The 26,836-nt window shown below is 42.3% G+C and carries 24 protein-coding genes, 1 tRNA gene and 1 pseudogene; 8 read left to right on the top strand and 18 right to left on the bottom strand.

Going from position 1 to position 26,836, the window contains the following annotated elements:
- Window positions 1-74: 74 nt before the first annotated feature.
- The 8 genes and pseudogenes from DMB45_RS08080 to DMB45_RS08120 all read right to left on the bottom strand — a co-directional run bounded on the left by DMB45_RS08080 (window position 75) and on the right by DMB45_RS08120 (window position 7,089).
- The gene (locus tag DMB45_RS08080) at window positions 75-467 is read right to left on the bottom strand and encodes a hypothetical protein (RefSeq protein WP_041502121.1); all 393 of its coding nucleotides are present in this window, start codon (window positions 465-467) and stop codon (window positions 75-77) included.
- A gap of 179 nt (window positions 468-646) precedes the next feature.
- Window positions 647-2,299, bottom strand: coding sequence for a tetratricopeptide repeat protein (locus tag DMB45_RS08085; RefSeq protein WP_041502122.1), 1,653 nt, complete (start codon window positions 2,297-2,299; stop codon window positions 647-649).
- Between the two features lie 27 nt (window positions 2,300-2,326).
- Window positions 2,327-3,271 (bottom strand): PstS family phosphate ABC transporter substrate-binding protein, encoded by a 945-nt coding sequence (locus tag DMB45_RS08090; RefSeq protein ID WP_181416502.1) that lies wholly within the window; start codon window positions 3,269-3,271, stop codon window positions 2,327-2,329.
- Between the two features lie 3 nt (window positions 3,272-3,274).
- Window positions 3,275-4,099, bottom strand: coding sequence for an energy transducer TonB (locus tag DMB45_RS08095; protein ID WP_041502124.1), 825 nt, complete (start codon window positions 4,097-4,099; stop codon window positions 3,275-3,277).
- 3 nt (window positions 4,100-4,102) lie between these two features.
- Window positions 4,103-4,774, bottom strand: coding sequence for an ExbD/TolR family protein (locus tag DMB45_RS08100; RefSeq protein WP_041502125.1), 672 nt, complete (start codon window positions 4,772-4,774; stop codon window positions 4,103-4,105).
- A 21-nt stretch (window positions 4,775-4,795) separates the two neighbouring features.
- Window positions 4,796-5,398 (bottom strand): ExbD/TolR family protein, encoded by a 603-nt coding sequence (locus DMB45_RS08105; RefSeq protein WP_041502126.1) that lies wholly within the window; start codon window positions 5,396-5,398, stop codon window positions 4,796-4,798.
- Window positions 5,399-5,508: 110 nt separating this feature from the next.
- A pseudogene (locus tag DMB45_RS08110) lies at window positions 5,509-6,309 on the bottom strand (MotA/TolQ/ExbB proton channel family protein); the annotation flags it as partial.
- Window positions 6,310-6,696: 387 nt separating this feature from the next.
- Window positions 6,697-7,089: a hypothetical protein gene (locus DMB45_RS08120; protein ID WP_041502128.1), complete on the bottom strand. Its 393-nt coding sequence runs from the start codon at window positions 7,087-7,089 to the stop codon at window positions 6,697-6,699.
- Between the two features lie 291 nt (window positions 7,090-7,380).
- Between DMB45_RS08120 and pgl the strand changes: the two genes are divergently transcribed.
- The 5 genes from pgl to DMB45_RS08145 all read left to right on the top strand — a co-directional run bounded on the left by pgl (window position 7,381) and on the right by DMB45_RS08145 (window position 9,854).
- On the top strand, window positions 7,381-8,076 hold the full coding sequence (gene pgl / locus DMB45_RS08125; protein ID WP_041502129.1) for a 6-phosphogluconolactonase: 696 nt from the start codon (window positions 7,381-7,383) through the stop codon (window positions 8,074-8,076).
- Window positions 8,077-8,230: 154 nt separating this feature from the next.
- On the top strand, window positions 8,231-8,659 hold the full coding sequence (gene mscL / locus DMB45_RS08130) for a large-conductance mechanosensitive channel protein MscL (RefSeq protein ID WP_041502130.1): 429 nt from the start codon (window positions 8,231-8,233) through the stop codon (window positions 8,657-8,659).
- An 85-nt stretch (window positions 8,660-8,744) separates the two neighbouring features.
- Window positions 8,745-9,047 (top strand): hypothetical protein, encoded by a 303-nt coding sequence (locus DMB45_RS08135; RefSeq protein ID WP_110688641.1) that lies wholly within the window; start codon window positions 8,745-8,747, stop codon window positions 9,045-9,047.
- A 34-nt stretch (window positions 9,048-9,081) separates the two neighbouring features.
- Window positions 9,082-9,480, top strand: coding sequence for a hypothetical protein (locus tag DMB45_RS08140; RefSeq protein ID WP_110688642.1), 399 nt, complete (start codon window positions 9,082-9,084; stop codon window positions 9,478-9,480).
- Window positions 9,432-9,854, top strand: a complete 423-nt coding sequence (locus DMB45_RS08145; protein WP_146216429.1) for a golvesin C-terminal-like domain-containing protein — start codon at window positions 9,432-9,434, stop codon at window positions 9,852-9,854. Before DMB45_RS08140 ends, DMB45_RS08145 begins: the two co-directional genes overlap by 49 nt.
- A gap of 144 nt (window positions 9,855-9,998) precedes the next feature.
- Here the strand turns inward: DMB45_RS08145 and DMB45_RS08150 are convergent, their stop codons facing one another.
- The 8 genes from DMB45_RS08150 to DMB45_RS08185 all read right to left on the bottom strand — a co-directional run bounded on the left by DMB45_RS08150 (window position 9,999) and on the right by DMB45_RS08185 (window position 21,422).
- Complete coding sequence (locus tag DMB45_RS08150; RefSeq protein WP_160289124.1) at window positions 9,999-11,645, bottom strand: metallopeptidase TldD-related protein; 1,647 nt, start codon at window positions 11,643-11,645, stop codon at window positions 9,999-10,001.
- A gap of 41 nt (window positions 11,646-11,686) precedes the next feature.
- A complete protein-coding gene (locus DMB45_RS08155; protein WP_052634350.1) occupies window positions 11,687-13,393 on the bottom strand; it encodes a metallopeptidase TldD-related protein in 1,707 nt (568 codons plus the stop codon).
- Window positions 13,394-13,398: 5 nt separating this feature from the next.
- Window positions 13,399-13,821 carry a hypothetical protein gene (locus tag DMB45_RS08160; protein WP_041502135.1) on the bottom strand — a complete coding sequence of 141 codons (423 nt, stop codon included), beginning with the start codon at window positions 13,819-13,821 and terminating at the stop codon, window positions 13,399-13,401.
- 20 nt (window positions 13,822-13,841) lie between these two features.
- Window positions 13,842-14,480, bottom strand: a complete 639-nt coding sequence (locus tag DMB45_RS08165; protein ID WP_041502136.1) for a hypothetical protein — start codon at window positions 14,478-14,480, stop codon at window positions 13,842-13,844.
- 1 nt (window position 14,481) lies between these two features.
- Window positions 14,482-16,062, bottom strand: a complete 1,581-nt coding sequence (locus DMB45_RS08170) for a RagB/SusD family nutrient uptake outer membrane protein (RefSeq protein ID WP_052634351.1) — start codon at window positions 16,060-16,062, stop codon at window positions 14,482-14,484.
- 5 nt (window positions 16,063-16,067) lie between these two features.
- Window positions 16,068-19,535 (bottom strand): SusC/RagA family TonB-linked outer membrane protein, encoded by a 3,468-nt coding sequence (locus tag DMB45_RS08175; RefSeq protein WP_237143289.1) that lies wholly within the window; start codon window positions 19,533-19,535, stop codon window positions 16,068-16,070.
- A gap of 111 nt (window positions 19,536-19,646) precedes the next feature.
- A complete protein-coding gene (locus DMB45_RS08180) occupies window positions 19,647-20,813 on the bottom strand; it encodes a FecR family protein (RefSeq protein WP_110688644.1) in 1,167 nt (388 codons plus the stop codon).
- 30 nt (window positions 20,814-20,843) lie between these two features.
- On the bottom strand, window positions 20,844-21,422 hold the full coding sequence (locus DMB45_RS08185; RefSeq protein ID WP_110688645.1) for an RNA polymerase sigma-70 factor: 579 nt from the start codon (window positions 21,420-21,422) through the stop codon (window positions 20,844-20,846).
- A gap of 405 nt (window positions 21,423-21,827) precedes the next feature.
- Between DMB45_RS08185 and DMB45_RS08190 the strand changes: the two genes are divergently transcribed.
- Window positions 21,828-22,403 (top strand): hypothetical protein, encoded by a 576-nt coding sequence (locus tag DMB45_RS08190; RefSeq protein ID WP_110688646.1) that lies wholly within the window; start codon window positions 21,828-21,830, stop codon window positions 22,401-22,403.
- A 188-nt stretch (window positions 22,404-22,591) separates the two neighbouring features.
- Here the strand turns inward: DMB45_RS08190 and DMB45_RS08195 are convergent.
- Window positions 22,592-22,664: transfer RNA gene (locus DMB45_RS08195), tRNA-Lys, on the bottom strand.
- Between the two features lie 211 nt (window positions 22,665-22,875).
- On the opposite strand from DMB45_RS08195, the gene DMB45_RS08200 reads away from it, so the two are divergent.
- Together DMB45_RS08200 and DMB45_RS08205 are read left to right on the top strand one after the other, a co-directional pair.
- Window positions 22,876-23,436: a ComEA family DNA-binding protein gene (locus tag DMB45_RS08200; protein WP_041502139.1), complete on the top strand. Its 561-nt coding sequence runs from the start codon at window positions 22,876-22,878 to the stop codon at window positions 23,434-23,436.
- Between the two features lie 54 nt (window positions 23,437-23,490).
- On the top strand, window positions 23,491-25,980 hold the full coding sequence (locus DMB45_RS08205) for an AsmA-like C-terminal region-containing protein (protein WP_041505392.1): 2,490 nt from the start codon (window positions 23,491-23,493) through the stop codon (window positions 25,978-25,980).
- Between the two features lie 43 nt (window positions 25,981-26,023).
- On the opposite strand, the gene DMB45_RS08210 is transcribed toward DMB45_RS08205, so the two are convergent.
- Window positions 26,024-26,827, bottom strand: coding sequence for a hypothetical protein (locus DMB45_RS08210; RefSeq protein WP_041502141.1), 804 nt, complete (start codon window positions 26,825-26,827; stop codon window positions 26,024-26,026).
- Between the last annotated feature and the right edge of the window lie 9 nt (window positions 26,828-26,836).

A 26,836-nucleotide genomic window follows, 5' to 3' on the forward strand; every position in this document is an offset into this window, starting at 1 on the left:
TAAAAAAGTTATTATTCTAATACCGTTAACATTACAAGGCAGGAATATCCTCTATTTAATAGGCTCAAATAGAACTAAATAATCATTTTACTCAACATATAGATATAAAATCCTTGTATATGCCGCTCGAATAAATACCCCCCTATCTTCCGGTAACTGTCGGTACATCTCAAAAAAGCGATCATCGTTTGACGGTTACTCCTCGCAAAAGGATCAGACCGTTTGCCCTTTTGAAACTCGGATTCAGCAGGCAAATCAACAGTAGGCGTCAAAACAAACGAATTTCCTATCCAATCGTAAACATTCATTAATTTATCAACTGTTACAGGCAAAGAAAAACTCGTCTGACAATCCTCGGAAACAATTGAAATTTCCTCCTCTCCCTCATAAATAGCTTTCTGGAAAGGTTTTGCCCCGACACTCAGGGACACCGATAAAATCAATATAATCCAAATCAATCTTTGCATAACTACTCATACACTATCAAAGATAATGCCAATTTTGAATTATTACAACATATTTCAAATAAAAAGCCATATCTTCCAACGCAACCCACCACAGGCCGCGTAGAATCGGAAAACGGAGGCAATCTTTAGATCAGGAGAAAAAGACATCTTTTATTGCCTACCGTTTTCCTGGCAGGATTCTACTTGATCTGTTCCAATGCTTGCTTGGCAACCTCATCCGAAGGATCGAGCCCGATCACTTTATAAAAATAGGATTTTGCAGTATCATATTCCGTTTTAGCCGGTAAGGGATTGCCATTATTCTTAGCCGTAACGGCATCCGCTTGCAAATAATAATAGTACCCCAAATATTTATAACTCTCTATCAGCTCTTTTTTATTACGTTCCGGCTGTCCCAAAGCAATTTCAATTACTTTTTCATAATAAGGACGGGCCAAACCTTTTGCCGTCTCCGGATCTAACATGGAATTCGCCCGGGCACGCCAAAAATAGCCGACATAACTTTGCGGCACCTCTTCGCTCACGATATGGAATAAAGAATCAGCTACCATCAACTCTCTATTTCGAGATTCCGCAACGGAGTCCCGACATGCCACGTCATAAAAACATTTTCCCAATCGCAACACATCCCCGGGTTCGCAGTTATCCGTCGTTTCCGTATATTTTCGGTAATAACGAATGGCCCGATCCGGTTGCCTTGTTTTTATACATATATCCATCATCTCCCGGTAAAGCTCTCTTTTCGTCTCATCCTTAAGCAATGCTTTTTCGTAATAAGAGAGAGCATCATCATAACGTTCTACTGATGCTAATTGCTCGGCATAGCACAAAAAATCCTGCGCGATACATTCATTTTCGGAAGTCGTTTCCATAAAATGCCGGATAGCATCTATCCCGTTGGCATCCGTCTCCAGTTTCGATAGACAATAAGCATACAACCTCTTGGCCACTTTATTATCCGGCAACTCTTTTAAGACCGAATTGATTACCGGAAACATCTCTTCGTATTGTTTGTTAAAATAAAGGATTCCCGCATAACGTAACCTATGACCCGAATCGCTATACCCGCAACGAATAAATTCGCCATAATACTTCGCCGCATTACTATAGTCGCCGGACATCTCATACAGCTCGCCAAGCAGACCATACGTTCCGCAAAAGTCAGGAGCCATCTCCTTCACGTGATTCAAGTTTTCCTTTGAAAGCGATGAATTGGCCGTCATATATAACCGAGCCAATTTGAGGTAAGCTCCTATGCAATCCGGAGAAAAATAAAGAACCATGTCGTATTTTGCACAAGCCTCTCCGATACGGCCCTCTTTTGTCAAAATATCTCCCTCCAATAAATAGGGTAATCCGCTTTCAGCATCATACTCCTTGGCTTGTTGTATATATTCCATCGCTTTTTCCCTATTACCGGCATAATAATAAGCCCGGGCCAACGCCACCTGTAAACGGACATCTTTTTTATATCCTTTGGTTTTAAGAACTTCTTTAAAAATATCCTCCGCCTCTTCCTCCGCCTCTTTCAATTTTAACATGCCAATCCCTATACGATTATAAGGATATTCCGGTTGAATTTCCATCCCCTTTTCGAAATAAATTCGCGCGGAATCGATTTGCCCTAACATCACGTAATTTTCACCCAAATAATAATACGCCTCCATCTTTTGTTCCGGAACTATGGTTTCCAAATTTTTCAAAAAATAGATTTTAGAGACATCATACATCCCTGATTGATATAACTCAATACCCTCTTTATTGTCCGCCGCCTTTCCGCATAATCCGGCAAATAACAAACCTATACATCCTATCAATTTTATCGAGTCCATGACTTTACATTTTTTTATCCATCAATTTCACAATTCACTTCTTATATCCACGATATTCACAGGCATCGTGGCCGGTAACAATCCGGCCTTCAAAATAATTCTCTGGCCCTGAGCTCCCGTAATGAAGGAGGTCAATCCGGTCGGTAAAACCCCCTTGGGATCATTCAACAAAATATAGATATCTCTTCTCAACGGATATTGACCGGTATAGAGATAATACTGGTAAGGTTGATAACTGTTTTGACAAGAAGGTTGTCGAGAACGACTAACACGCATAACCTGAATATCCTTCCTAAAATCTTTGCAAAGAGAGTCCTGGTCTTCGCTAATCCAATTAACCCCGATTACCCCTAAAGCACCCGGTGTACGTGCGACATAATCTATGACTCGCTGATTCGTCCCGACTGCCCGGCAACGACCGGACAACGGTTCTCCCCGGCATATGGAATCGATCACGTATCGAACCGTACTGGAATTCGGGTGATCAAATACGACCTGGATCTCTCCCGATGCGGAACGGGAAGGGAGCTCTTTCCAATCCGTCACTTTTCCTGAAAAGATCTGTTGTAACATATCCAAATTGACAATCGAATCGGCATTTTGTCTATGTACGATCAAGGCAATCCCGTCCGTGGCGATTTTTATCGATCGCGGGAAAAATTTACGGCTATGAAACGATTCCGTTTCCTCCCCCGATAAAGGACGGGTTGCTATAACAAAACGCACGCTATCCTTCAATAAAAGATTGATCGCTTCTACTTCATTCGTATATTCAGGTAGTATTCCCGCGTATTGGTATCGCGATTCGAAAACGGCTATCTCCTCCTCCGCAAGCGGAGCAAGAGTTTGGTCGACAGCTATGGACATTACGCCGCTAAACAAGGTTTCCTGTCCCGCCGACGAGTTGCCTTTACAGGCAACCATCAGCAGCAAAACAAAAACGAACCCGGTATAGTTACTCCATTTTTTCATAAATCACCGTTGAATTTTAAACGTGATCGGCAACGTGAATCGTACAGAAACAGGCACACCTTGTTGTTTTCCGGGAATCCATTTCGGCATTTTCTTAACTACCCGTATGGCTTCCTTATCCAAATCTGCATCCACGGAACGCAACACCTCGACATCCCTGACACTCCCGTCCTTTCCGATCACGAACTGAACGATTACCTTACCGGAAATTCCCATCTCTTCTGCTACCGGCGGATAATGAATCTCTTTACCGAGCCATTTCAACAAAGCTTTCATCCCACCGGGAAATGTCGGACTCTGTTCGACCACCTGGAAAACAGCATCTTCATCATTCACGACTAATTTATGATCCTCCAAATCGGCAATATCCTTTCCGGACTCCTCATCGTTTCCCTTTACGTCCGCTATCGAGATCGCCATCTTCGCCTGAGTTACTTCCTCCTGAGTTTTCAACTCGTCTTCCTCCCTCACCTCTTCATCTTTTTTAATTACCGGAGCCGTAAATTTTATCGTGCTCTTCAACGTGGGAGGAGGCGGGACATTTACCGCAACCACCTTATTTTCTTCCTTTACCTCCGGTAATTCCATCTTCAAATTCGACAACTCAGTTACCGTAACCATTTTCTCCTGAGCCTTCACCGGTGTTAAAAAACGAATAAAAATCGGCAATACCATAAACAACACGATCAACCCGATAATAATCAGGTATGCCGTAATATGGCGTCTGGAAGAACTCTTACGAAGCACGTAAGCCCCGTACTCTTTATTTTTTCCTTCGAAGATCAGATCACACCATTCTCCGCAGGTTACATCCAAATCTTTCGCCATAACCTATTGTTTTAATTCTACATAACGAACAACTTCTTTCAAATCTTCCGCATACCCATCATGCGTCAAATCCTGCAATAAACGCAAATCGCCGGGAGTAATATCCATAATAGCGTAACGCCCTATATTGCAAATCTGCATCTCGTCCAAAGCATCTATCAGATTCTTATAACTGGCAAAATCTGTCGCTTTAATCAATACCACGGGAGAATCTTTATCTTTCCGGATCTCTGAAGACTGCTTCATATACTCTTCATTCGTAATCTCCAGGTTGGCTCTTTTCTGTTTCAGCTCCCGAATCTTTTGAACCACGAACCGATTACGTCCCAACAATAAAGCACGTAATCCGTTGGAAGAAAAATCCGTCTCTTTCAACAAATCGGGATCATCATAATTCGGCTCCCCCACGTAATAATATACCTTACCCTCTTTCCCTAATAAAATCGTTATGGCCTTAGAAGCTTTCACTTTATTTTGCTCCTGTTCATTCAATAAATCCTTCCGAGGCATACTGATTTCCATTGTCTGAGGTTTACTCATGGAGGTACATAGCATGAAAAAAGTAATCAGTAACATATTCATATCCACCATGGGTGTAAAATCCACATGAATGTTGAACTTTTTCTGTTTACCCTTTTTTCTGCCACCCTCCTCTTTTTGTTGAATCTCTGCCATAATTTTTTATTTTAAAATTGCTCAGACTTCAGGTGCATTCTTCAAATTGGTAATCAAATTATACCGATTCTCTCTTAGATCCTGAAGGGTATTCATGATATCTTTAATCAAAGGATAAGGAGTACTTTGATCCGCCTTAATCGCAATGACTAACTCTTTATTTACTTCCCGCACGCATTGCATCCAGGTCTTAAATTGATTATCCGTACTGTCACACGGTATGCCGTAATTCATGATCAGCTTATCCTGCTCTTCCGGAGATAACGCAAGAAATTGTTTCATTCCTTGAATAGGAACCCCAAAAGAAGTATTCAAACTAAATTTTTTCAACTCCTGATCAGTAAAAGCGATATGATAATTTTCTCCCATTTTCTTTAAAACTTCCATCCGATCCTGAGGTTTATCCAAACCCATAAATACCTTTCCATTCGATTCGATCAATATGGATACAATATTGTTTTCCGGTATCTTTATTTCCGATACGGACTGCGGAGGAGCAACCTTCACGGGCTCCTTCTGGATAAAAGTGGATGTCAGCATAAAGAATGTCAACAATAAGACCGTCACATCGCTCATGGCCGTCATATCGATAAGTGTCGATTTCTTTTTTATTTTCTGACTCATCACCCATTCATTTTAACGGTTTTCGTATTCATTTATGCTAAAAGCGGATCGGTCGTCGGAGCGACCCGATTTCCCGTCTTTTTCAAAACGTTCACTTGCGATTCGCGAACGGCAAAAGTTTGCACGATATAAGCCCCTATTTCATCAATACTATGCGTAATGCCATCTATTTTACTCGTGTAAAAGTTATAAGCGATAACCGCACAAGCTCCCGTGGCTATACCAAAAGCCGTATTTACCAAAGCTTCCGAGATACCTGTTGAAAGCGCAATGGAATCCGTTCCCCCGGCAGACGATAAAGCCGCAAACGATTTGATCATGCCGATGACGGTTCCCAACAACCCCATCAAGGTCCCTAACGTGGTTATCGTCGCGATAACGGGTAAATTCTGTTCCATGGTAGGTAACTCCAGCATCGTCGCCTCTTCCAGGTCTTTTCTCACGGCCAACTGTTTCTCCTCCTTAAGCATTTTATCGTTCGCCTTCACATCGGCATAAGTGACCAAGGATGCCCGTATTACGTTAGCAACGGCTCCTTTCTGTTCATCACACAATGATTTTACCCCCTCGATATCTCCATCCGCCAGAGATTGCTTCACTCTTATTACAAACTGTTTCAAATCATTTTTACCCCTTGCCTTGCGCAAAGCAAAAAAACGTTCCACACTTAATGTCAATACGGTAAATAATAGAGTCTGAATCACAGGAACGATTATACCTCCTTTATAAATAGTTCCTAACAAATTTCCAGGTAAGGGATGATTATTCGGATCATTGTTCACAAAATTTGCAGGATTACCGAACACGAAATGATAGATGACCAAAGCCAAAGCAAAACAAAGAACAATAATCGGAAACGCGGATATTCCAAAATTCCTTTTTCCTTTATTTATATTTTCACTCTTTTTCATAATTTCAAATTTTATATATTACAATGCCAGATATAACGCTAAAAAAACCAACCCAAAGACAACTCCCATCACGAGAAACGGATATAACTTTTGCAGGACCAATTCCCTGCGTAACTTCTTCTTTTCCATGGTATAATTACTTATTAAAAAACATAAAACAGTTACCCTTCGTGAAATACAGAAACGGGACCCTCCGTTTTCTCTCCAATACACGAAATGCCAATTACAATTACCCACAAGCATAGGGGATACAATTTGATACCCGGATGAGGTATCAATGCCCGGGGAAACCTGTTCCGGAATGAACCTTATCAACCCATCCATTCATTACCCTTTACACCTGACCCTCTAAATGCAAATCGGTCAGAACAGAGAAATAACGGTAGGCTAAATTATTATTTTACAAAGCTGATAGACATAGAAACCTTCTTGGTGTCGTAGTTCAAGAAGAGTATTAAAATTCTCTTGTGAAAGAATTTTCTCCGATAAAGCTACATCTATTTTTAAAGAAGAAAGTTGAATATTCCGATAGTATAATAGAGATATATGTTCCCGATTACCACTAAAAGAAATTTCTTGTTGAGAAAAAACGAGAGATCGCTCTATGGCCCAACCGTGGTCTATTTCTGCGGTCGAAAGCGTTGAATCATCCTTCTCCCCTTCTACACATACTTCATTCCCCACGACACCCCGACTATCGGACTCCAAACCGAATAGTTCCGTGCCAAACAGGAAGAGAAGCATGAACAGCGAGACATATTTCAACAATATCTTTCTCATTTTTTCATATTAATTACATTCAAAATTAAGAAATATTATTCTCAAAAAAAATCTTTTTGACAAATAAATTTTGAATTTGACAATGATTCACATTAATCGATGTTCTTTTGTTTATATATCATATTTTAATTTTCTTATACGATTGATAAATCAAAAAGTTAACGTTACCAACCTACTATTTCCATTCGGCAACAGGTCATTTTAATGCATAAAGATGTAACAACCCTTGTTTTAATCACGAATAAAACATAACTTGCATTACTCAAATCATGTAAATAAATCGTATTGAACATGAAAATAGAAACTTTAACTACAGCTGAAGAGGCCTTACGTTCACTGAGTGAAAAACTCATCTCTATCATCGGACAAAGCCGGGTAAATCCGTTTCATATCGCGTTATCCGGCGGCAAAACGGCACAAACATTATTCAAAATATGGACAAAAGAATACAAAGAACGTATTCCCTGGGATATTCTTCGTTTCTATTGGGTAGACGAGAGATGCGTGGCCCCGGATGATGATGAAAGTAACTTCAAGCACGCCGAACAACTTCTTTTCCATCCTTTGGAAATTCCCATAGACCACATTCACCGTATTTGGGGAGAACAAGATCCCAATATCGAGGCGGAACGTTACTCGGAAATGGTTAAGTGGGAACTCCCCGGATATTCCGATCTTCCCCGTTTCAACTGTATCATTCTCGGTGTCGGTACGGACGGCCATACGGCTTCCATCTTCCCGGAGTCGTCCAACTTGTTGACGGACCGCCGTTGTTATGCGGTATCCCAGCATCCTGCCACCGGACAAAAACGAATTAGCATGACCGGCCCTCTCATTTTGCAAGGAAAACATATTTTAGTTCCTATCCTCGACCCCGAAAAAAAGGAGATCATGGAACATATTGTCCGTGGAGAAGGAGATTTTCCGGCTCTTTACCTCCTTTCAAAAGCTCATAATGCTTGTATATACACGGATCAAATCATATAATATACGACAGGAAGAATTTGGGAAAATCATATGAACCGGAAAAATAATTTGTCGGTTAAAAATCATGCTGTTTTCAGTAATCCCGCATCATTTAAGTAGAACAAAATAAAACATACATACGATATACATGAATAACATCTAAAAACAAAACGAAATGAAAAAAGTATTACAAGAATTCAAAGCTTTTGCCATGCGTGGAAATGTGGTGGATATGGCTGTCGGTATCATCATCGGAGGTGCCTTTGGCAAAATAGTATCCTCGTTGGTCGGCGATATTTTAATGCCTGCCATCGGATTGGCATTGGGAGGGGTCAACTTTTCCCATTTGAAGATAGTCTTAAAACAGGCTGTCATCGATAACGGGCAAATGATCTCCCCGGAAGTAGCCTTAACTTACGGCAATTTTATACAGGTAGTCATAGACTTTATAATCATTGCCTTTTCTATATTTATCCTTATAAAGGTAATCAGCAAGCTATCTCAAAAGAAAGAAGAAGCTCCCGCAACACCTCCCGCTCCTCCTGCCGATATCCAGTTATTAACAGAAATCCGGGACCTTTTAAAAGAAAAAGAGATAAAGTAACTTTCCGTCCTACCATTACAATAAAATACTGATCTTTATAAACAAGGTCAGTATTTTTATTCGTTCTTTAGAACCTACTAAAGAAATGACAGAAAGAGATATAGCAATTTTCTGGTTAAACCTGGATATTGAATTTATCAAGCAGAACAGCAGTTATGACGTGAAACCTATGTTCAGCGGAAAAACAATGTTTATTTCCTCTCGGAAATACCCGATCGTTCACGATATTTTAACCGACGTGTCACGTGGAGATTTCAAAGACAATAATTCATCCCCGATGGACGATTACCTGGCCACAGAGTACCTAAACGGCAAGAGTTTAAAAGATGCCCTGCTCGATGTGCGGGATGTACGGATCATGAAGATCACAGAAACAGCCCCCCTATAGTTTGTATAGCTTCAAGGTATTTAACTGGAGTGAGGTGCCCGGACTAATCAAGACGGGAGAACACAAAGGGTGGATTATCCTACCACACGAGGGAAGGGAAATACGGGCCCGGGGACAGCAATATAATGGACACATCCCGCAAAAACCTTTGGCTCAAAACATTACCGCTACTGTACGTTTCAAAACAAAAGACATGGGAAACGCCAACGTGGACACGACCACCGGGGTCTTTAAATTAGACGCATCGATGTTCCCCGCTGACAAGAACGCAAATGAAATTATCGTGGATAACGAAGATCCAGGGTTCAAGGTGGTAAAACCGGAGAGTTTTATCACCTCTTTATTCCGAAAAGAAAAAAACGGGAAAAATATCATGAATTTTTCATGGAAGATACTTGGTTGCCTACTAACCATTTTTATGGCGTCCCCGTGAAAAGTGCATACTTTAAAAGTGTGAGTTCCGGAAAACAAAAAGTGGTGTGGAACGTCACCTTCCCGCAAAAGGGAAAACACGAGGTATTCTTTTACTACACGGAATTCGGTGACTTAGATTCTTTTACCATTGGTGTACCAGAAAATCTAAAGATATTACGTTCCTATACCGTTTTCGACGGTAAAAAAGAGCAAGAAGTTATCATCTCTTTGAGCAAAAAGGAAAAAGGAACTTGGGTATCCTTGGGCATATTCGATTTTTCAATAAATGCCCGGGTAACCCTGAGCGACAAGGCTATCAATAAAGACTACCGGCAAGGACTCGTGACCGATGCCGTAAAATGGGTAAAAATAATTTCCAGTGATGTCTTTTGAGGTCCATTTCGAACCTCAACACCATTTCCGGCACGATAACCCGTCAACTTATCTCCGAATTTCCACACGTATCGATATACTATAAAATCGGTTATCGGATGGATGCTAAACATGATCCGATAACCGAAAATAAAAAAACAAGATCTACTCCAGTAAAGGATTTTTTAAAACCGGAGGCTTTCTTTTCCGGACATTCATGACAGTTATATCCGCATTATCCAAAAGAAAGGATGCGGGGTAGATCATCGATACGACGGCTCCTTTATCGAGTATAAAATTATTTACCCTCTCCGAGGAGCAAATCGCCCTGATATTTTTCAACTTAGCCATGTTCACGGGGGAAACTTTCCCGAATCGGACCTGGGTCTCTTTTCCTGTTTTCACATCCACCCGATACAACAAGGAAGCGTTACCGGACAAGCGACGCACGATATAAGCGTAATCCATTTTCTCTTCCTTTGCCACTTTAAGTAAGGCTTTTTTCATGGCTTCGGGTTTTAACCCGTCGTTCGCTTTCACATGGAGCGTTCCGGGAGCAGTCACGTAGATCACGTCACCGCGGGCGGGAATAAATCGGGCACTTCCGGTGGAATAACGCACTTTATTCGTCGGAATCTTCCCGTTCAGCTCTTTTTTCAAAACACCTTTATCCACGAGCAGCATCTCTTCTTCAGGAACCACTCCCTCGGCATCCACGACATAGCTTCCCAATAGGGGTACACTCATATATTCCGTCATAGAACTGTAATTCACTACACTCAACCGGGAATCGAGCAATTTTTTCCCGATCTTATCTTCGAAAGAGGTTGTCGCCTCCCTCTCCCCCAACGGCATCCGGTAAGTACATAGACCACCGTTATTCCCCAACAGATTCTCTGTAAAAATCTGCCGTACGGCTTCGTTTTCAAAAAGAATCGGCCCACTGTACTCCTCTCGAAACACCTCTGCGTTTTTCAGATCCATCAGACGCCGGGCAAAACCAGCCACGATTTGTTTGAGCTCATCGAGCGCAGGTAAGGCTGTAAACGAGGGGGCAAGCAAAATATAGGAATCTCGTATATATTCCCCAGTTGCCGTCATAACGGCTGCCTCCATATACAACTCCACGAAATCCAGCGGTTGTTTGATCGCTACCTGCTCCGTAGTCAACTTATAAAAAGTCATCTCGTTGCCCTGCAATATCACTTTCGATCCGATAATCTCCTTGTAATGACCGAACACGGCCGATAATTCCCGTGCCATCGTTTCCACCTCCGAAATACCGGAAATATAAGGTTGTTTTGCCTGAACCATCTTCTCTACCGAAGGGGTCGGCAACAGATCGGGAAGCCCCTGAGGAACCTCGTAAGGATTAGCTTCCAGGTAAGCTTTCTTGGCTGAAAATTCCTGCAATGCTATCTTGTACGCCTGATCGGAAGCTAACCAAAAACCGAAACGAATCGCATTATAATCGATTTCTCCCCCTAAATCCACTCTTAAAAATTGTCCCACGTGGCGTAAATCATTCGTTCGATTGTAGTCGCCGATCAATACCTGCGCTGTTCCCATCAGGTGAAGAGGCAAAAGAACCGAGTTCAACACGGAACCCAAAGTAGCTTCTACCGAATACTGACGGGAGAGAGAAACAGCATAAGAAACATAAAAGGGCTTACTCATCATCGGAAGAGCTAAACGCTCTTTCGTTCTCACCTGTTCATCACCCATCGCCGTAAAGATAATCAACTCTTCCGGAGTCTGGGCATGCAAGACACCCGAGAGCAAAATCAACGTTAACAGTACTCTATATTTCATTATTTTTCCATTTTTATCCATAACTCCATTTTTTCATTGAACTATTTCTGAGGTAAATGCACTCTCGGGAGAATAGGAGGCAGAATACTGGACTTAGCCGTGCGCTGCGTCTCTATTTTGCTAACCAAAATAGTCGGAGATATGGCCGTAACCTGAACATTTCCGGACTCTGCCCCACAAATACCGACAAACACGTCTGGATCGTCTCCCGCACACACGATGTTCGAAAACATCGACAAGGGGGTCCCGATCAATATCACTCCCCGAACCAATTCATCCGGACGACCATCCGTGTAAATCCGATAGACTACCAAGGGGGTCACGTTAAACGAATTGGTACTGCCCTTACCCGTGTAAGTCAGACCGCTCGTCACCTCCTTAAAGAAATAACCGTACTCCTTTTTCTGCTTTTTCACCTCTTCGACTAACATACGGCGCAGCTCTTCTTTCGTCTTCGGGGATTTCGTTTCGATACAGAGATTGGATTGCCGGGATACCGGATCGAATCCATCACTGGCACGAGCATGCCCGTTGGTCATGGGAAATCCGTCTATCGGTACCCGGGTCATCAAAAAATCGCGTAATTTACCGTCGACAACTACGTCAACCCGTTTGGAACGGATCCCCTGATCATCAAACTTATAATAACCGTTCAAAGCCTTTCCGGCATAACGGGTTAAGGTCGGATCGTCGAACACCTGAAAATCGGGAGCCAATACACTCTCCCCCACCATCTGTTTAAATGTCTGCCCGTCTTCATCCGTTTTCATACGTTGTCCTTCCAGCCGATGCCCGAATATCTCGTGAAAAAACACCCCGCTGGCAGCTCCCGATAACAAAGCCGGTCCGGTATAAGGTTCGGCAACCGGAGCCTCCCGTAAGGCAGCTAACATTTTTACCATCTCACGGGTATCCGCAATCATTTGCTCATCCGTGGGCAAATCCGCCGGATCGTAAGCAAAATAGGAAAGCAACAAAGGAAGTTCCATACCGTCCAAAGCCGTAACACTCCCCTGAATCATAATCCGGGCATAGGGCAGATTCTCCGCCACGTTCCGACCTTCCGTATCGACGAAATAACGGCGCTCGACCTCATACGTCAAGATCGCATCCCCCCGCGTCATATACATGTTCTCGTTGAATAAATCGGATATTTTTTTCAACCGGACAATCCAGGCGTGCGTATCGACCTTCAACCGGTCAGCCGGGAAAGGAGGTTCGTAATAAGACTCCACGGGAGCGAAAGAGAAATAAGGAGCTTTGTCCTCGTTCTTGACGTTCACCTTACTTTGTGCCTTCGAACGCTCGTATATATCCGAGGCAAATGCGTACCGGGAAGAAGACTCCATCCAGATCGCCTGACGGATGGCTTTCTCGTTATTCTCGTCATCGATAGGCAATACCGCATATGAAATTCCTCTCTCGGAGACTTCCGCTCCCATCGGGTAATAGCTGAAATTATCCAGAAGAGAATCCCCGATCCGGATATGCGGAATCATGATCCGGGTATGCCTGGACTGATTGTCCCTCAATACCCCGAACGAGGCCGCAATCGTCGTACTCCAAGTATCGATAATCCTGTAATTCATATAATAGGGGGGAAATTTTTCCCCCTGCAATTCCCGGTAATGTTCATTCAATTCACCGGAAAGCATGATCAGCAATTTATCTTCCGATTGCGCGAATGCTCCGGGAATACCTATTATTCCAAGGACACAATATAAATAAATAAACTTTACTCTTTTCATCTATTTCATTTTAAGATAAATGTAAAAGCATCTTTCACCACTTGACTATATCCCGGGCCTGTCAAACGAACCGATACCGTATAGCGTCCGGCCGGAGACTTCCCCTCGAAAGGATAACGTAAAATACCCCCGCCTAAAATAGATACCTCTTTCATAAAGGAGGTAACAGCCACCTCTCCGGCTGTTGAGGAAACAGATTCCACTGTAAAATCAATACGTTCCGTTCCCTCGTACCCTTGCATCGCCAGTGATTGCCAAGGAGATTTATACTCTATCCGCACGGCATCCAGTTCCGGATCCGGAACAAGACGAACAACCATCGTGTCGGGTTCATAAACGGCATTTTCCGTCCTCAAATACCCCTCCTTTTCTTCGCAAGCGACAAGACAGAGGCAGACAATCGGTAATATAAACATGATCCATTTCATAACATTCTGTTTTTTATATTTTATAAATCACCCAATGTAAATTGGTAGGTTAAAGAGTGCACCACGCAATTATCCGGTTCGATATTCGAAGAAGCAATCGAAAAATCGCGAAATGCATTTTGGGAATATACATTCAGAGAAACCGCACCTACATCGGGAATTCCCTGCAAGGTTTCCTGATGCGTATACAACCAGATCGAATTTCCTCCCAAAGTGACATACCAATCCCCGCCATCACCCGGCTCAGCTTCATCCTCATCGTACTTTCCTCTCGGAACATCATCCCGGTAAATCTTCCCATCGATGATGCAATTAAGCAATAGCATCTCACACACTTCAGGTTCTATATCCGAAATTCGTTCGTAACCTTCAAACAGCATATACCTACGAATGGAATGGTTTGTCGGTCCCAAAAAAGTAATTTCAGGGTGCTCAGGATCCTTCCCCTCGAATAAACGGATCATATCCGGTCCGGCCTGTTCTACTAATCTGGCTGTCGAATCCCAATCGTAAGAGTGCCCTGAAGCTTTTAAATACTCCAGTAAACTACCTTCAAAACGGCCGTTATGCAGCCCCGTTTTGACAAAATTATCCTTCGTACAGGCTCCCGTAGCTACAACAAAACCTACAAGGGCCACTATAAATATATGTTTCATCATCTTATTGTACTTTTGTGTTCCAGTAAACATTTTGTAAAACCAAATCGTTGTTTTCCATCGCCCCAGCGTTCACGGGATAATACAAGGCCCCGTTTCGGATATCAGCGTCGGTCAAACGTCCGAAAGCCTCCGGCAATTCCCGCCGTACATACTCTAACCCGTTTCGCACGGCATCATAATAGCGGGTGTCCTCGAACAACAGCTCCCTTTCCCGCTCCCTGAATATTGCTAACTGAACGTCTCCGCCAAAGTCATCCGTCAGGTCGGGTCCCGATAATCCCGCACGTTGACGTACGGCGACCACGTCCTCCATGGGATCGGGCAATCCGGCACGGAAACGACATTCTGCTCTTAACAACATGATATCCGGCAAGCGCCAAACCACCTTATTCATCTCCATTCCCAAATACCGTTTCGAACTTTCATTATCCTTAATATTATAAAATGGAAAACGGAATACATTAGCAAAAGCTTTTTCCATTTCCGTGTAATCGTAAACCTTTATCACCTCCACCATTTGTCCCGTCAGCCAATCGTATTGCATAACCTTCACATGGAATTCGGTCGAATCAATACCATAGAAATAACTTTTTCTTCGCAGGTCCTCAAACGGATAAAGCTCATTGACCGTCTCCTTCGTAAACTCCAATACATCCGGATAAGCAAAGCTCACGTCCATATCCGTTCTGACCGGCCAGCCGATAAACTCCTCGCTGACAAAAGCACGTTCGGTAAACTCTCCCGGCGTTATCCACGTTCTGTAAATTTCCCAAATACTCTCCTCGCTTCCCCCTTTTAATACCCGGGTACATACCTCTTCCGGATCAGCGACCAAACCATAGGCACCGGCCTTGTTCTCGATAATCATCGTACAGTATTTCTCCGCTTCCTCCCAATACTCTTTTTTATTTTCCAAATTGGCCCGCCAGGCATAGATATTAGCCAACAGGGCCGCAGCAGCACCTTTACTCGCGTATTGTTTGATCGTTCTGGACTTTCCGGCATAATCCTTTAAATCTTCGTAATTCGGTAAATCGATAGCCAACAAAGCCCATTTCGTCGCCTCTTCCAAGACCTGCTTTACACTGCTTTTTCCTAATTTCTCCGTAACGGACTCGCTGTTGGGAACGATCGGAGCTTCACCCCAGGCCCGTCCGAGCCAAAAATAACAGACCCCTTTCACGAAATAAGCCTGTAAACGATAGATATCCACGATCTCTTTCGACATCGGGAAACGGTAAGCGTTATCCAAAAGCAGATCGGCATCATGGATGGCGGCATAATACAATTGCCAACTCGCCTGAAAATAGGTTCGCGGAGCCAATTGCCGGGCACGCCTTATGCTGTTCCCCCGGTAATCCTGAGCCACGTTATCCACCTTCATCCCGGCCCACGCGTGCACCTGATCCTGATTCTCCGCGAAACGCAGATTCGACATCATGGAGTTGAGCAGTGCTTCCGCATCTTTTCCCGAACGAAAATAGTTATTGAACGTCGTTGAATTCTCCGGTCTCACGTCCAAAAAATCGGTACACGCAACAGACAGGAGTCCCATGATCATATATATATAAAACCTTTTCATCGCTATTAAAAATTAAGGGTTATACCAAAAGTCCATTTTTCAGGCAAAGGGTATGCTTTGCCCCAATCAATACCACTATCCATATCCACCACTTCGGGATCCGTACCGGAATAATTGGTCCAAGTCCAGATATTCTCTCCCGTGATAAACAAACGGATGCCGCTGAAATAAAATTTCCTATTGAATTTTTCCGGCAGGTTATATCCCAATGTCAATTGTTTCAACCGGAGCATATTGACCCTTTCCACGTTCGAACGCAATTCCGGAAAAACGAAGGAAGCCCCCATGCGCGGCAAATCCGTCAGATCCCCCTCTTTTTCCCAGAAAGTCGTCTTTCTCAAATCCCTGAACATAGGCCCGTCGATGTTCATCGGAGTCCCGTATCGTGCGGCATTTATCATTCTCCGTCCTAAAGAATAATTGAAAAGGATATTCAAGTCAAAATTATTCCAGGTAATCTCGTTTGCCCATCCCCCGTAAGCCAACGGCAAAGCACTACCGATGTAATACAAATCTCCGTTACCGATCTCCCCGTTGCCGTCCACGTCCTCTATTTTCACCTCCCCTACGACTCCACTCGTCTCCCCGTATACCTTATTGATATAAATCGGGAAACCCTCGTTATTGTAATAAACGGGAACCTCTTTCTCGTTTTGGTAATACCCCTGATCGTTAAACACGTATATACCGAACAAACCCCGTTTCAGCACGTTACCCATCATATCCTTACCGTCAAAGGTTTTTTCCAATTTGTTCCAGTTCCGGGATATATTCAACCGGCTTCTCCATTTTATCCTCGTATTCCTGAGTATATCGGCTTTTAATTCCAATTCGATTCCCTCGTTTGAGATCTCTCCTGCGTTTTTCTTGTAAGAATCCATCACCTGCACATCACCGAAAGTAGGTACGTCCGTAATCAAAGAGTAGGTCAGTTTATTATAGTAATCAAATTTCACATTCAAACGATAATCGAATAATTCCAGATCCAAACCGACGTTATACTGTTTGGTCTTTTCCCAGGTTAAATCGGGTGCAACGGCATTATAGCTGGTCATCCCCGGATTCCCGTGAAATATACCGTTTTTGGACATCAACCCGTAAGCCATGTACGGATCAAGAAATACCTGACCGGACTTTCCCCAGCTTAAACGCAACTTCCCGCTGTTTAACCACGCCACATTTTCCAGAAAGGCTTCGTCCGCAAAATTCCATCCCACCGCAACCGAGGGAAAATTGGCCCAACGTACATTTCTTCCGAAAGTAGAAGAACCGTCTCGGCGATAAGCAAATTCCACGATATAACGTTTTTTGAAATTATAACTCAAGCGACCGAAAAAACTCAACATGACCTTTTCGTTAAAGTTCGATCGGTAATCCGTTCGGGGTCTTGGAGTTAATTTATCCGATTCCGTATAATAAATACCTCCCGGTCCCTGATAATAATACACATTATCGCTTGCACCTCCGTTACCGGATCCCCAATTCTCGAATCCCTGTTCTTTAGAGATACTCATCCCCAATAAAGCCTCTAAGGTGTGTATATTACCCTCTATCCTGTATTTCAACAAATTTTCATTCATCAGCGAAATATCCCTGGATATCTGCCCCATGGAAAGATTTTGACCCTGAGTCGCATCCAAGTTACTCGGAATAAATTCGTTCACGTTGAACTGAGCGTAATCGACCGCCCCCATTCCAGAAAGAGTCAATCCTTTAGCCAATTGAAACTCCAAGCCCAAGCTGGCGATTAAACGGTAATTGTCATTCCGGGTCACCGTCTGGTTGATCTTTTCCAAAAACTTATCTTCTATTTTTCCATGCCCGGGAAATAGCGTGGATTGCGAAGCTGGATCGACCGTCATTCCCTCGATTCCGCGATTTCCTCCCTTGTTATTCAGATTTCGGCTTTTATCCATATACCCCAAATAAAGTTGGGTCGTTGCCGTTAAAATAGGAGCAGGTCTGGCCGAGAGGTTCACCATTAAGTTTGCTCGAGAGTAATTACTGCTCAACATAATACCTTTTTCGTCGTAATACCCGGCCCCGATCATATATTGTATCTTATCGGTTCCCCCGGATGCCTGAATATTGGCATTGATCACCTTACCCGTCCGGAAACTATATTTATACCAGTTTGTCTGGTTGTTATAGAAGGGATTCAGACTATCCTGGAGAACTTTATTTTCTCCCGCTGAATCGGGAAACCCGTTTCCCCACCATCCGTCATATCCTCCGTCACCCCTATTGAATGCATCTTCATAAGAAGTCGGGTAAAAATAGAGCCCGTTCATATAATCATATCCCGTTTTCAGGCTATTCCGCATATGGTATATCTTGGTCATTCTCTCCAAACTCCCTCCCGTCTGCTCGGGTGTAACAGGTAAAAAAGAAGCCGTATAGGAAAAATTCACGGAAAATTTGGTTTTCCCAGCCTGTCCTTTTTTAGTCGTAATCAAGACTACCCCGTTTCCCGCCCGGGACCCGTAGATTGCGGCAGCAGCGGCATCTTTCAATATCTCCACGGAAGCAATCATGGAAGGATCCAAATCCGATAACGTATTCGTCCCCGTTACCGGAGAGGTAAAGGAAAACATGGGAACCCCGTCGACCACGTACAAAGGCTGTCCGTCGGTCGCCCCCTCCTGCATCAAGGAGTTATATCCCCGAACGGCAACCCGGTTCCCCCCGGAACCCGGAGCTCCCGACTGGTTCACGATATCCACGCCGGCCAAACGCCCCTGTAACATACTCAAAATACTGTGCGAAGGAAGCTCTTTCATCTCATCGGCCTTTATCGAAGTAATCGAACTGACCATCTCTTTTTTATTCTGCGTACCGTAAGCCCGAATCACCACCTCGTCCAGATCCGTCACTTCTTCCTCCATCTTTACCGACACAGCCTTATCCGCTTCATAAGCCACTTTTTGCGATTTATACCCGACAAACGAGAGTAGCAAGCTCCCCTTTTCCCGGGTTACTGACATCTCGAATTTACCCTCCGAATCGGTAGCCGTTCCGATATTCGTTCCTTCCAGCAACACGGTAACCCCCGGCAAAGGCACACCCTTTTCATCCGTCACTTTCCCTTTCACGACAAACCGTTTTACATCCGCTTCCTTACGTCGGATCATGATATAGATACCCTCCTGTTTATAGGAAAAAGGCTTATCCCGAAAAACCGTATCCAAAATCTGGAATACCGTTTTTTCTTTCACGTCGAATGTTACCTTATACGGTTTCGTATCTTCGTAATTAAACACGAATTTGTAGACATCCGCTTTTTCCAAGGCATTGAATACATCCGACAAAGGCACATTTTCCCATTTGAAACTCAGTTTCTTTTGCTGACCGAAAACAACCGAGGCCATACAAAAGAAGCTTAAAAACAAAATCAAGCGAATACACGTGATGTTTTGCACCCGATTCTTCGTTTTTCGCTCCTCAAAATGAGGTGAAATCGATTTTTTTTCCATAGATTTGTAGTTAAGAATTAAACATGTTCATCCGTCCGATGAACCAAATTCATGTTAAGGGGATAGGTCTCAACTATCCCTTTCTTATTTGGTCCTCGTTCACTTTATCTTTTATATAAAAACGATTACCGTTTTTCCCGTTACCTCAATCCGCAATTTACCCGTCTCATTCAAACGTCCGATCACCTGTTCCACCGTATCCTTCCGGTTAGCCCAAAACTTAAAGCGAAAATCCTTGGCTTCCGGATTCCGGTAAAACACGGTAAAATCGAACCACCTGCCCAACTCGTCGAGTATGTCTTCTAAACGTATGTTATTATAATAGAAAAATCCCTCTTTCCAAGAGGTATACTCTAACACGTCAACCTCCTCTACGTGTAATAAACCGTCACGCAACGAGACATTCTCTCCCGGTTTCAACACGACCTCATGATCCGCACCCGTTCCCTCTTCCTTCACGGAGACAACTCCCTTTATAAGTGTGATATTCTCCACCCCGTTCTCGTATGACTGCACGTTAAATTCCGTACCTAATACGTTGACCTCGGTTCGGGTTGTCGCCACGACAAAAGGACGATCCTCCTCCCGTTTCACGTCGAAATAAGCCTCTCCTTTCAAAAAAACCTCCCGCTTCGCCCCGCTAAACGCCAAAGGATATCTCAATTCGGAATCGGAATTGATCCATACCCGGGTCCCGTCATCCAAAATCAGAATATACTCGCCCCCGCGAGGTACTTTTATCGTGTGAAACTCTTCCGGCCGACAATCATCCCGCAATACTCTCATGTATTTCATTCCTCCCACCGAATCGATAACCACCCCTCGTATGTTTAAAGAATCTTCAGCACCCGTACCGGAAGCCAAAAAGTACTTTTTTCCGCCTTCGGTGATCAACGTTACCGTATTCTTCTCCGTATTCCGGGTTAACTCCATCGGTTGGATAAATTGTCTTTCTCTCTGTTGATAGTAAACAGCCATCGTCACGGAAATCAACACTAAAACCGAAGCCACGAACTTCATCATCCTACGACGGATCCGTATTTTACTCGCCCGTAAAGTTATTCTCTCGTCCAACAAAAACCATTGATACTCCTCGTCCACCTCCATCCCTCCCTTTTCACGCATACCGGCTTCCCGGTAACGCCGTAATCCTTCCAACAGATCCCGATGCTCCTTCACCTCCAACCAAGCTCGAACCTTCGGCTCAGCTAATAATTTCTGATGATGTAAAATATATAATGCGAATTCTATATCCTCGCAATTAAAATCGTTTTGCATGTTTTCGTCTCCTGTTTTTAAGAACACGCACTACGTTTCAAAAAGGGTGATGTCTTGGAATACTTTTTTATTTGTTTTTCGTAAAAAAAATACCAGCAACCAAAGTGCATCATTCGAATACTCTTCCCGGAGGATACGTAAAGCCTTACTTATATGCGTCTTAACCGTATTGATAGAGATAGCCAATTCATCTGCTGCTTCTCGATATTTTCTTCCCTCGAGAAAACATTTCCTGAATACGGTCTTCGTTTGTCCTGGTAAATTTCCGACGGAATCGCGCAAACGCTCGATTAAAAGTTCATATTCCATGCAGTCCTCGTTAATTGTCTCCTTCTTTAACGACCATTCGAAGGCAAAACGCTCCTTTGCCTTCCGACGCCGAAGCTGACTCACGCAATGATTACGTACCAAAGTATACAATAACGGTAGAAGAGATTGGGATCGTTCGATCTTTTCAAAATTCCTCCAAACCTTTTCAAACACGTCATTGACCGTATCTTTCGCCGTCTCCTCATCATTCAAAAAGCTAAGGGCATGATAATACAAACGGACATAATTCTCCCGGAACAACTGTTCAAAAACCTCTTTATGGTCAATAAATTTAATCATATAATACCCTGTATCCGGTACAAATATACAATATCAAAATTAGATTAATAAAATAAAAATAGATATTTAATGACATTAAAACAATATCATTATTTTACCAACACTTCCAATATCCATTCATTATAAATATAATACTTTAGCATTAAAGGTATTACCGAAAGAAGAGATAAAAAGCAAAAACTGTAAACAATACGGGTTTAAGACTTCTTGTCATTTGACAAATAGGGTGTATGATCAATTCACTGTTCTCATGATAACACCCCTGCTTACTACCAACCGTAGATTTTTCAGACATAAATAAACCATTCTATACATAATTATTATTCAGTCTGTTATATGACAAATATAATTGCATATGTAAAAAATATCCCTATATTTGTGTAGAACGATTAAAAATTACAGCTTATGAAACGCCTTATCGCCTTGCTTGCGGTTCAGCTATTATTCTGGGGTTCCTTATCGGCACAGAGGATAACAGAATTTTCGGAATATGATTTTTTGTTTGAAAAAAGACCATTTGGCAGATTATTTTCAGATACCCTAAAAAAAACAAATTTCGATAACGCATTTACCTTAAGCAATCCACTCCAACCAGATCCGAAAAAAAAGATTTTGACCAGAAACGATTCGATCTATTTCAAGAAACTACCTCTTAAAGAACCGAATGCAAAGAGGGATGGGTTATCCAACGTTGATTTCAAACACAAATTACCTGCAAAACCCTTGTTTTATATCTCGTTATGGGATTATTCCCCCAAACCCATGCCGGATAAAAGATCTCTTTTCTATAACCCGCTTGAAAGAAAATCGAGAGATTTACAAAACTTACGATACTTATGGTCCGGAGATATTACCCACTTTAGAGAAATCGGTTATTCCGGTAATTATCCCGGCCAACAAAAACCAGTATATAAAATTTATATCGTAAGAAACGGAAAAAAAATCAAAGGGTTTGGAATCGAATTGTTAGATGACGAGTAACGAGATGTACACGCGAGAAGTAGGCATAAAAACAGAAAAATCAAAGAATTTACAAAATCCATATCAGATAAGAGAGAGAAAAAAAATCGTAAAATCGAATTATAACATAACAAGTATCGATAATTAAATTAAAATCAGTCATCAAAAAAACCAAATCGTCTATGATCGATTTGGTCTCTAAAGTATTGTGATCCAGCTGGGATTCGAACCCAGGACCCCAACATTAAAAGTGTTGTGCTCTACCGGCTGAGCTACTGAATCGTCAATTGTTTTTTTACAATTGCGGTGCAAAGGTATATATTTTTGCATCCCACACAAATTTATTTTCGTTTATTTTCCGGACTTTTTTACACTTCTTTCTTGGAAAAACATTAAATAGTTGATAAACAAAATCTCCATAGTGCATAGCCCTTCTCTTTGATATTTCAAAAAAATATCATAACTTATAACCATTTATAAAATCACAATAAATATGCCGCTTAGATCGTCAGAGAAAAAAGGAATTATCGTACTATCTTTTCTGCTAACAGGCTTCTTCGTATTTCCTCTTCTAATCGAGGAAGACGACACCCCTTTTTTCCTGCTCACGCAAGCCGAGATTCCCGATTCCATGGTACAGCTCTCGACTCATCCGGCCTCTCCGGTAAAACGGTTTGAATTGAACTCGGTCGACAGTGTTTCTTTAACCAAGATAAAAGGCATCGGTCCCTACTACGCTTCCAAGATACTAAAATACAGAAAACGCCTCGGTGGTTTTCATACTCCCCTACAATTGAAAGAAATCTCCTTCAAATACCTCTCCGTAGACTCTTTGCTGGATCACTTTTATGCCGATCCCAAACACATTACAAAAAAAGAGATGGATACCATGAGCTTTAAAAGCATATTGAGCCATCCTTATTTGGAATACGGGGAAGTGCAACTGATCTTTAAAGCGAAGAAAGAGTGGGGAACAATCACCTACTCCCTGTTGGAGCAGAAAAAAATATTGGCACCCCACAAACTCAAAAAGATAAAACCTTACTTCAAATAATTTACATAACTTTGTAGGGACTCATTATTGATTAGAAACATAAAACAACTAAATATGAAGAAAGTATTCATTATTATCCTCGGTATTTTTATACTGTTCATTATCGCACTGATAACGATTCCGGTATTCTTTAAAAGCGACATTCTCCGGCTTATAGAAGAACAGTCCTCAAAGTATATGAAGGCCGACTTAAAAATCGGAGACGTAAACTTAAGCATGTTCAAAAATTTTCCGGATTTAAGCGTTACATTAACGGATGTCATGTTATCCGAGAACCGGGAAACGGTAAAAGACACCTTAATTCGTATTCCTGAATTTGAAGCATCCGTTAATCTAAAATCTCTTATTTCGGGAAACGAGATCATCATCAACCGTATTTTATTAAAAGATTGCCGTTTGATGCCGCAAGTAACGGCCTCCGGTCGGGAGAACTGGGACATTATGATCGCATCGGACAGTACGGGAACCGCCACTCCACAAGATAGTATTCAGACAAAAACAGACGCCTCCGGAAAATCGGTCAGATTCAATCACATCGAGATCCGGGACCTTTATTTAGATTACAAAGATTTTCAATCTTCCACCTATTTCAGCATCGATAAAATCAACCTGGAATTGCAAGGAAATCTTTCCGAAACAAATACGCTTCTACAAATTTTACTCCATTTGGAAAATATCTGTTTCCGTCAAGGCAACAGCGTATGGGTCAACAACACGAATTTCAACTGGCAAGCCGATATCGAAGCCAATCTGAAGGAGATGCTGTTCCATATTAAGAAAAACGACATGTCGTTGAACGACCTGAAATTAGATTTGACAGGCAATGTTGGTATAGGAAAAGAAAAATACGATATGGATCTGAAGCTAAACGCTCCCGATACCCAATTCGAAAGTCTTTTGGCTATGGTTCCGAAAGAATTCCAAAAAGAGATTGAAGGAGTAAAAACTTCCGGAGGTTTTCAGCTTAATGCCACGGCGAAAGGAGAATATTACGAAAATCATCTCCCGCAATTCGATATCCAATTCAATATATTGGATGCCAGTTTAAAATATCCGGAGCTTCCTGAATCCATCGAAAAGATCAATCTTAAGTTAAGTATTACTAATCCGGGAGGAACTCCCTCCCTAACGGTTGCAGATTTACGTACCCTATCCTTTTCCGTGGCAGATAATCCGTTCGACATGAGCTTATTGGTTTCCAACCCGGAAGATCCCACACTAAAAGGAGAAGCCAAAGGCGTCATCAATTTCGAAAGTCTTAAAAAAGCTCTTCCCTTGCAAGACATCACCCTCAACGGAATACTTTCCGTAGATATGGCGTTCAACGGAAAATACCAATACATCGAAAAAGAACAATACGAAAAATTTTCCGCTACCGGAAAAATTTCATTGAAAGATGTTCTGTTCAAAAACAGTGATTTTCCCAAAGGCATCGTCATCCCCTCCGGAGATTTAACCGTAACCCCGGCTCGTTTGAATTTGAAGAATCTATCGATTCAAATCAATTCATCCGATCTCACCTTGGAGGGATACGTGGCCGACTATCTGCCCTATATATTTAAGAACCAAACATTAAAAGGGAATTTTAATTTAAATTCAAAATTATTGAACCTGAATGAATTGATGGCAAATATAGCCACGGATACCACACAAATACAAAAGGATAACGCTTCTTCATCGCCTAACGGAGTATTTGAAGTTCCCAAAAATATCCAACTGGGTTTAAATACCAACGTTAAAACCTTATTGTTCGATCAACTGACCGTCAAGAACATTAACGGGAATGTACAAACAGCAGGAGGCGTGGCTACCCTTAAAAATCTCAGCATGGATATGCTGGAGGGAAAAATACTCATGAACGGATCCTATAACACGACCCATCCGGCTAAACCATTCGTGGACTTCAATCTCCGGATAGACGATTTCGATATCGATGCCGCCTACCATGCGTTTAGCTTTATCAAACAAAGTATTCCCATGGCGATGAATTGTTCCGGAAAAATCTCTACCGTAATGAAATTTTCCGCTAATTTGGATCAGGAGATGAGTCCGATCATGAACACGGTAAACGGAGGAGGAAGTCTTTCCACGGCCGGATTCTTAATAAAAGACAACCCGGCTATGGCGAAATTAGCCACTTTATTAAAAAATGACGAATTAAGCCGAATCAGTATCAGCAAGTTAAAAATAGACTTTAAACTGGATCACGGAAATATTATCATAGAACCCTTTACCACCCATTTAGCAGGAAACCCGACGACAATCTACGGTTCCCAAACTGTAAACGGGGAGATGGACTATACCCTCTCCATGAACATCGACCGGAAATATTTCGGAAAAGATATCAACAACGTACTCTCCGCACTCCCGGGAGCAAGCAATATTAAAGCGTTGGATGTTGACGTAAAGATTGAAGGAACCCTTGATAAACCTATCGTGAAACCAGATTTAACAAAAGCGATAAAAGCCGTAGAGAAAGAAGCGGGCAAAGAAGTTAAAAAGAATATACTGAAAGGACTTGACAAGCTGTTCAAAAAGAAATAACCCTCCTCAATAAAATAAGGCTGCTTTTAAAAGTAGCCTTATTTTATTGATCGAAACCCGGACGACAAAAATTTCGGGCATCCGGAAAGCGATGTTCCAGGTCCCGCAGCATTTGCTCCAAAACGACCAAAATACGTTCTATATCCTGTTGAAAATAAACCACCTTGTTTTTCAACACGGACCAGGCTTGATAAGAAATTTCAATAGCCAACAAGGCTACCTTCGCCGAGCCGTTATAATCATTTTCTTCCTGTTTGGCATTGATTTTATCCGCGTAAATATGAAAGCCGTACAAAGCCCGTTTCATTTTCGCGTGAATCAGATCCAGATACCAGCTGATTTCCACCAATGCTTCATCGACCTCCTTCGTCTTTATTCCATTACCTTTCTCCTCCTCTTCATCCAATTTCTGATATATACTCTCCTGACACTTATCAGCCAAAGTCTCATATATCCGGTTACAGCAGATCATATCTTCCCTCTCCACTTTTCTGGCCAGCTCTTCGTCATCATCGTCCAAATCCTCATAATCTTCGCCCCAGAAACCCTTATCGATATTTTCTGCCCGATATATGTCTTCAATCGCGATTCCCTTCTCCTCAGCCAACTCCCGTAATACCTCATAGGTTGAATCGAAGATACTTTTCAAACGAGAAAGAGCTACATCATCATCATCCGGCAACTCCTCATCGAAATCGACCTTTGCTCTTTCTTTCAATTTTTTCCCCATCGTGAAGCTCATGCAACGGGATTGAAATTTACAGCGTTCACACCAACGATCGCAATAATTATATATACCGGGAACAAAACCAGTATTCACGATATTATTTTCTTTTTTCTTAGGCACGCTTTCTAA

The sequence above is a fragment of the Sanguibacteroides justesenii genome, from assembly GCF_003204205.1.
GTDB classification, from domain to species: Bacteria; Bacteroidota; Bacteroidia; order Bacteroidales; family Marinifilaceae; genus Gabonibacter; species Gabonibacter massiliensis.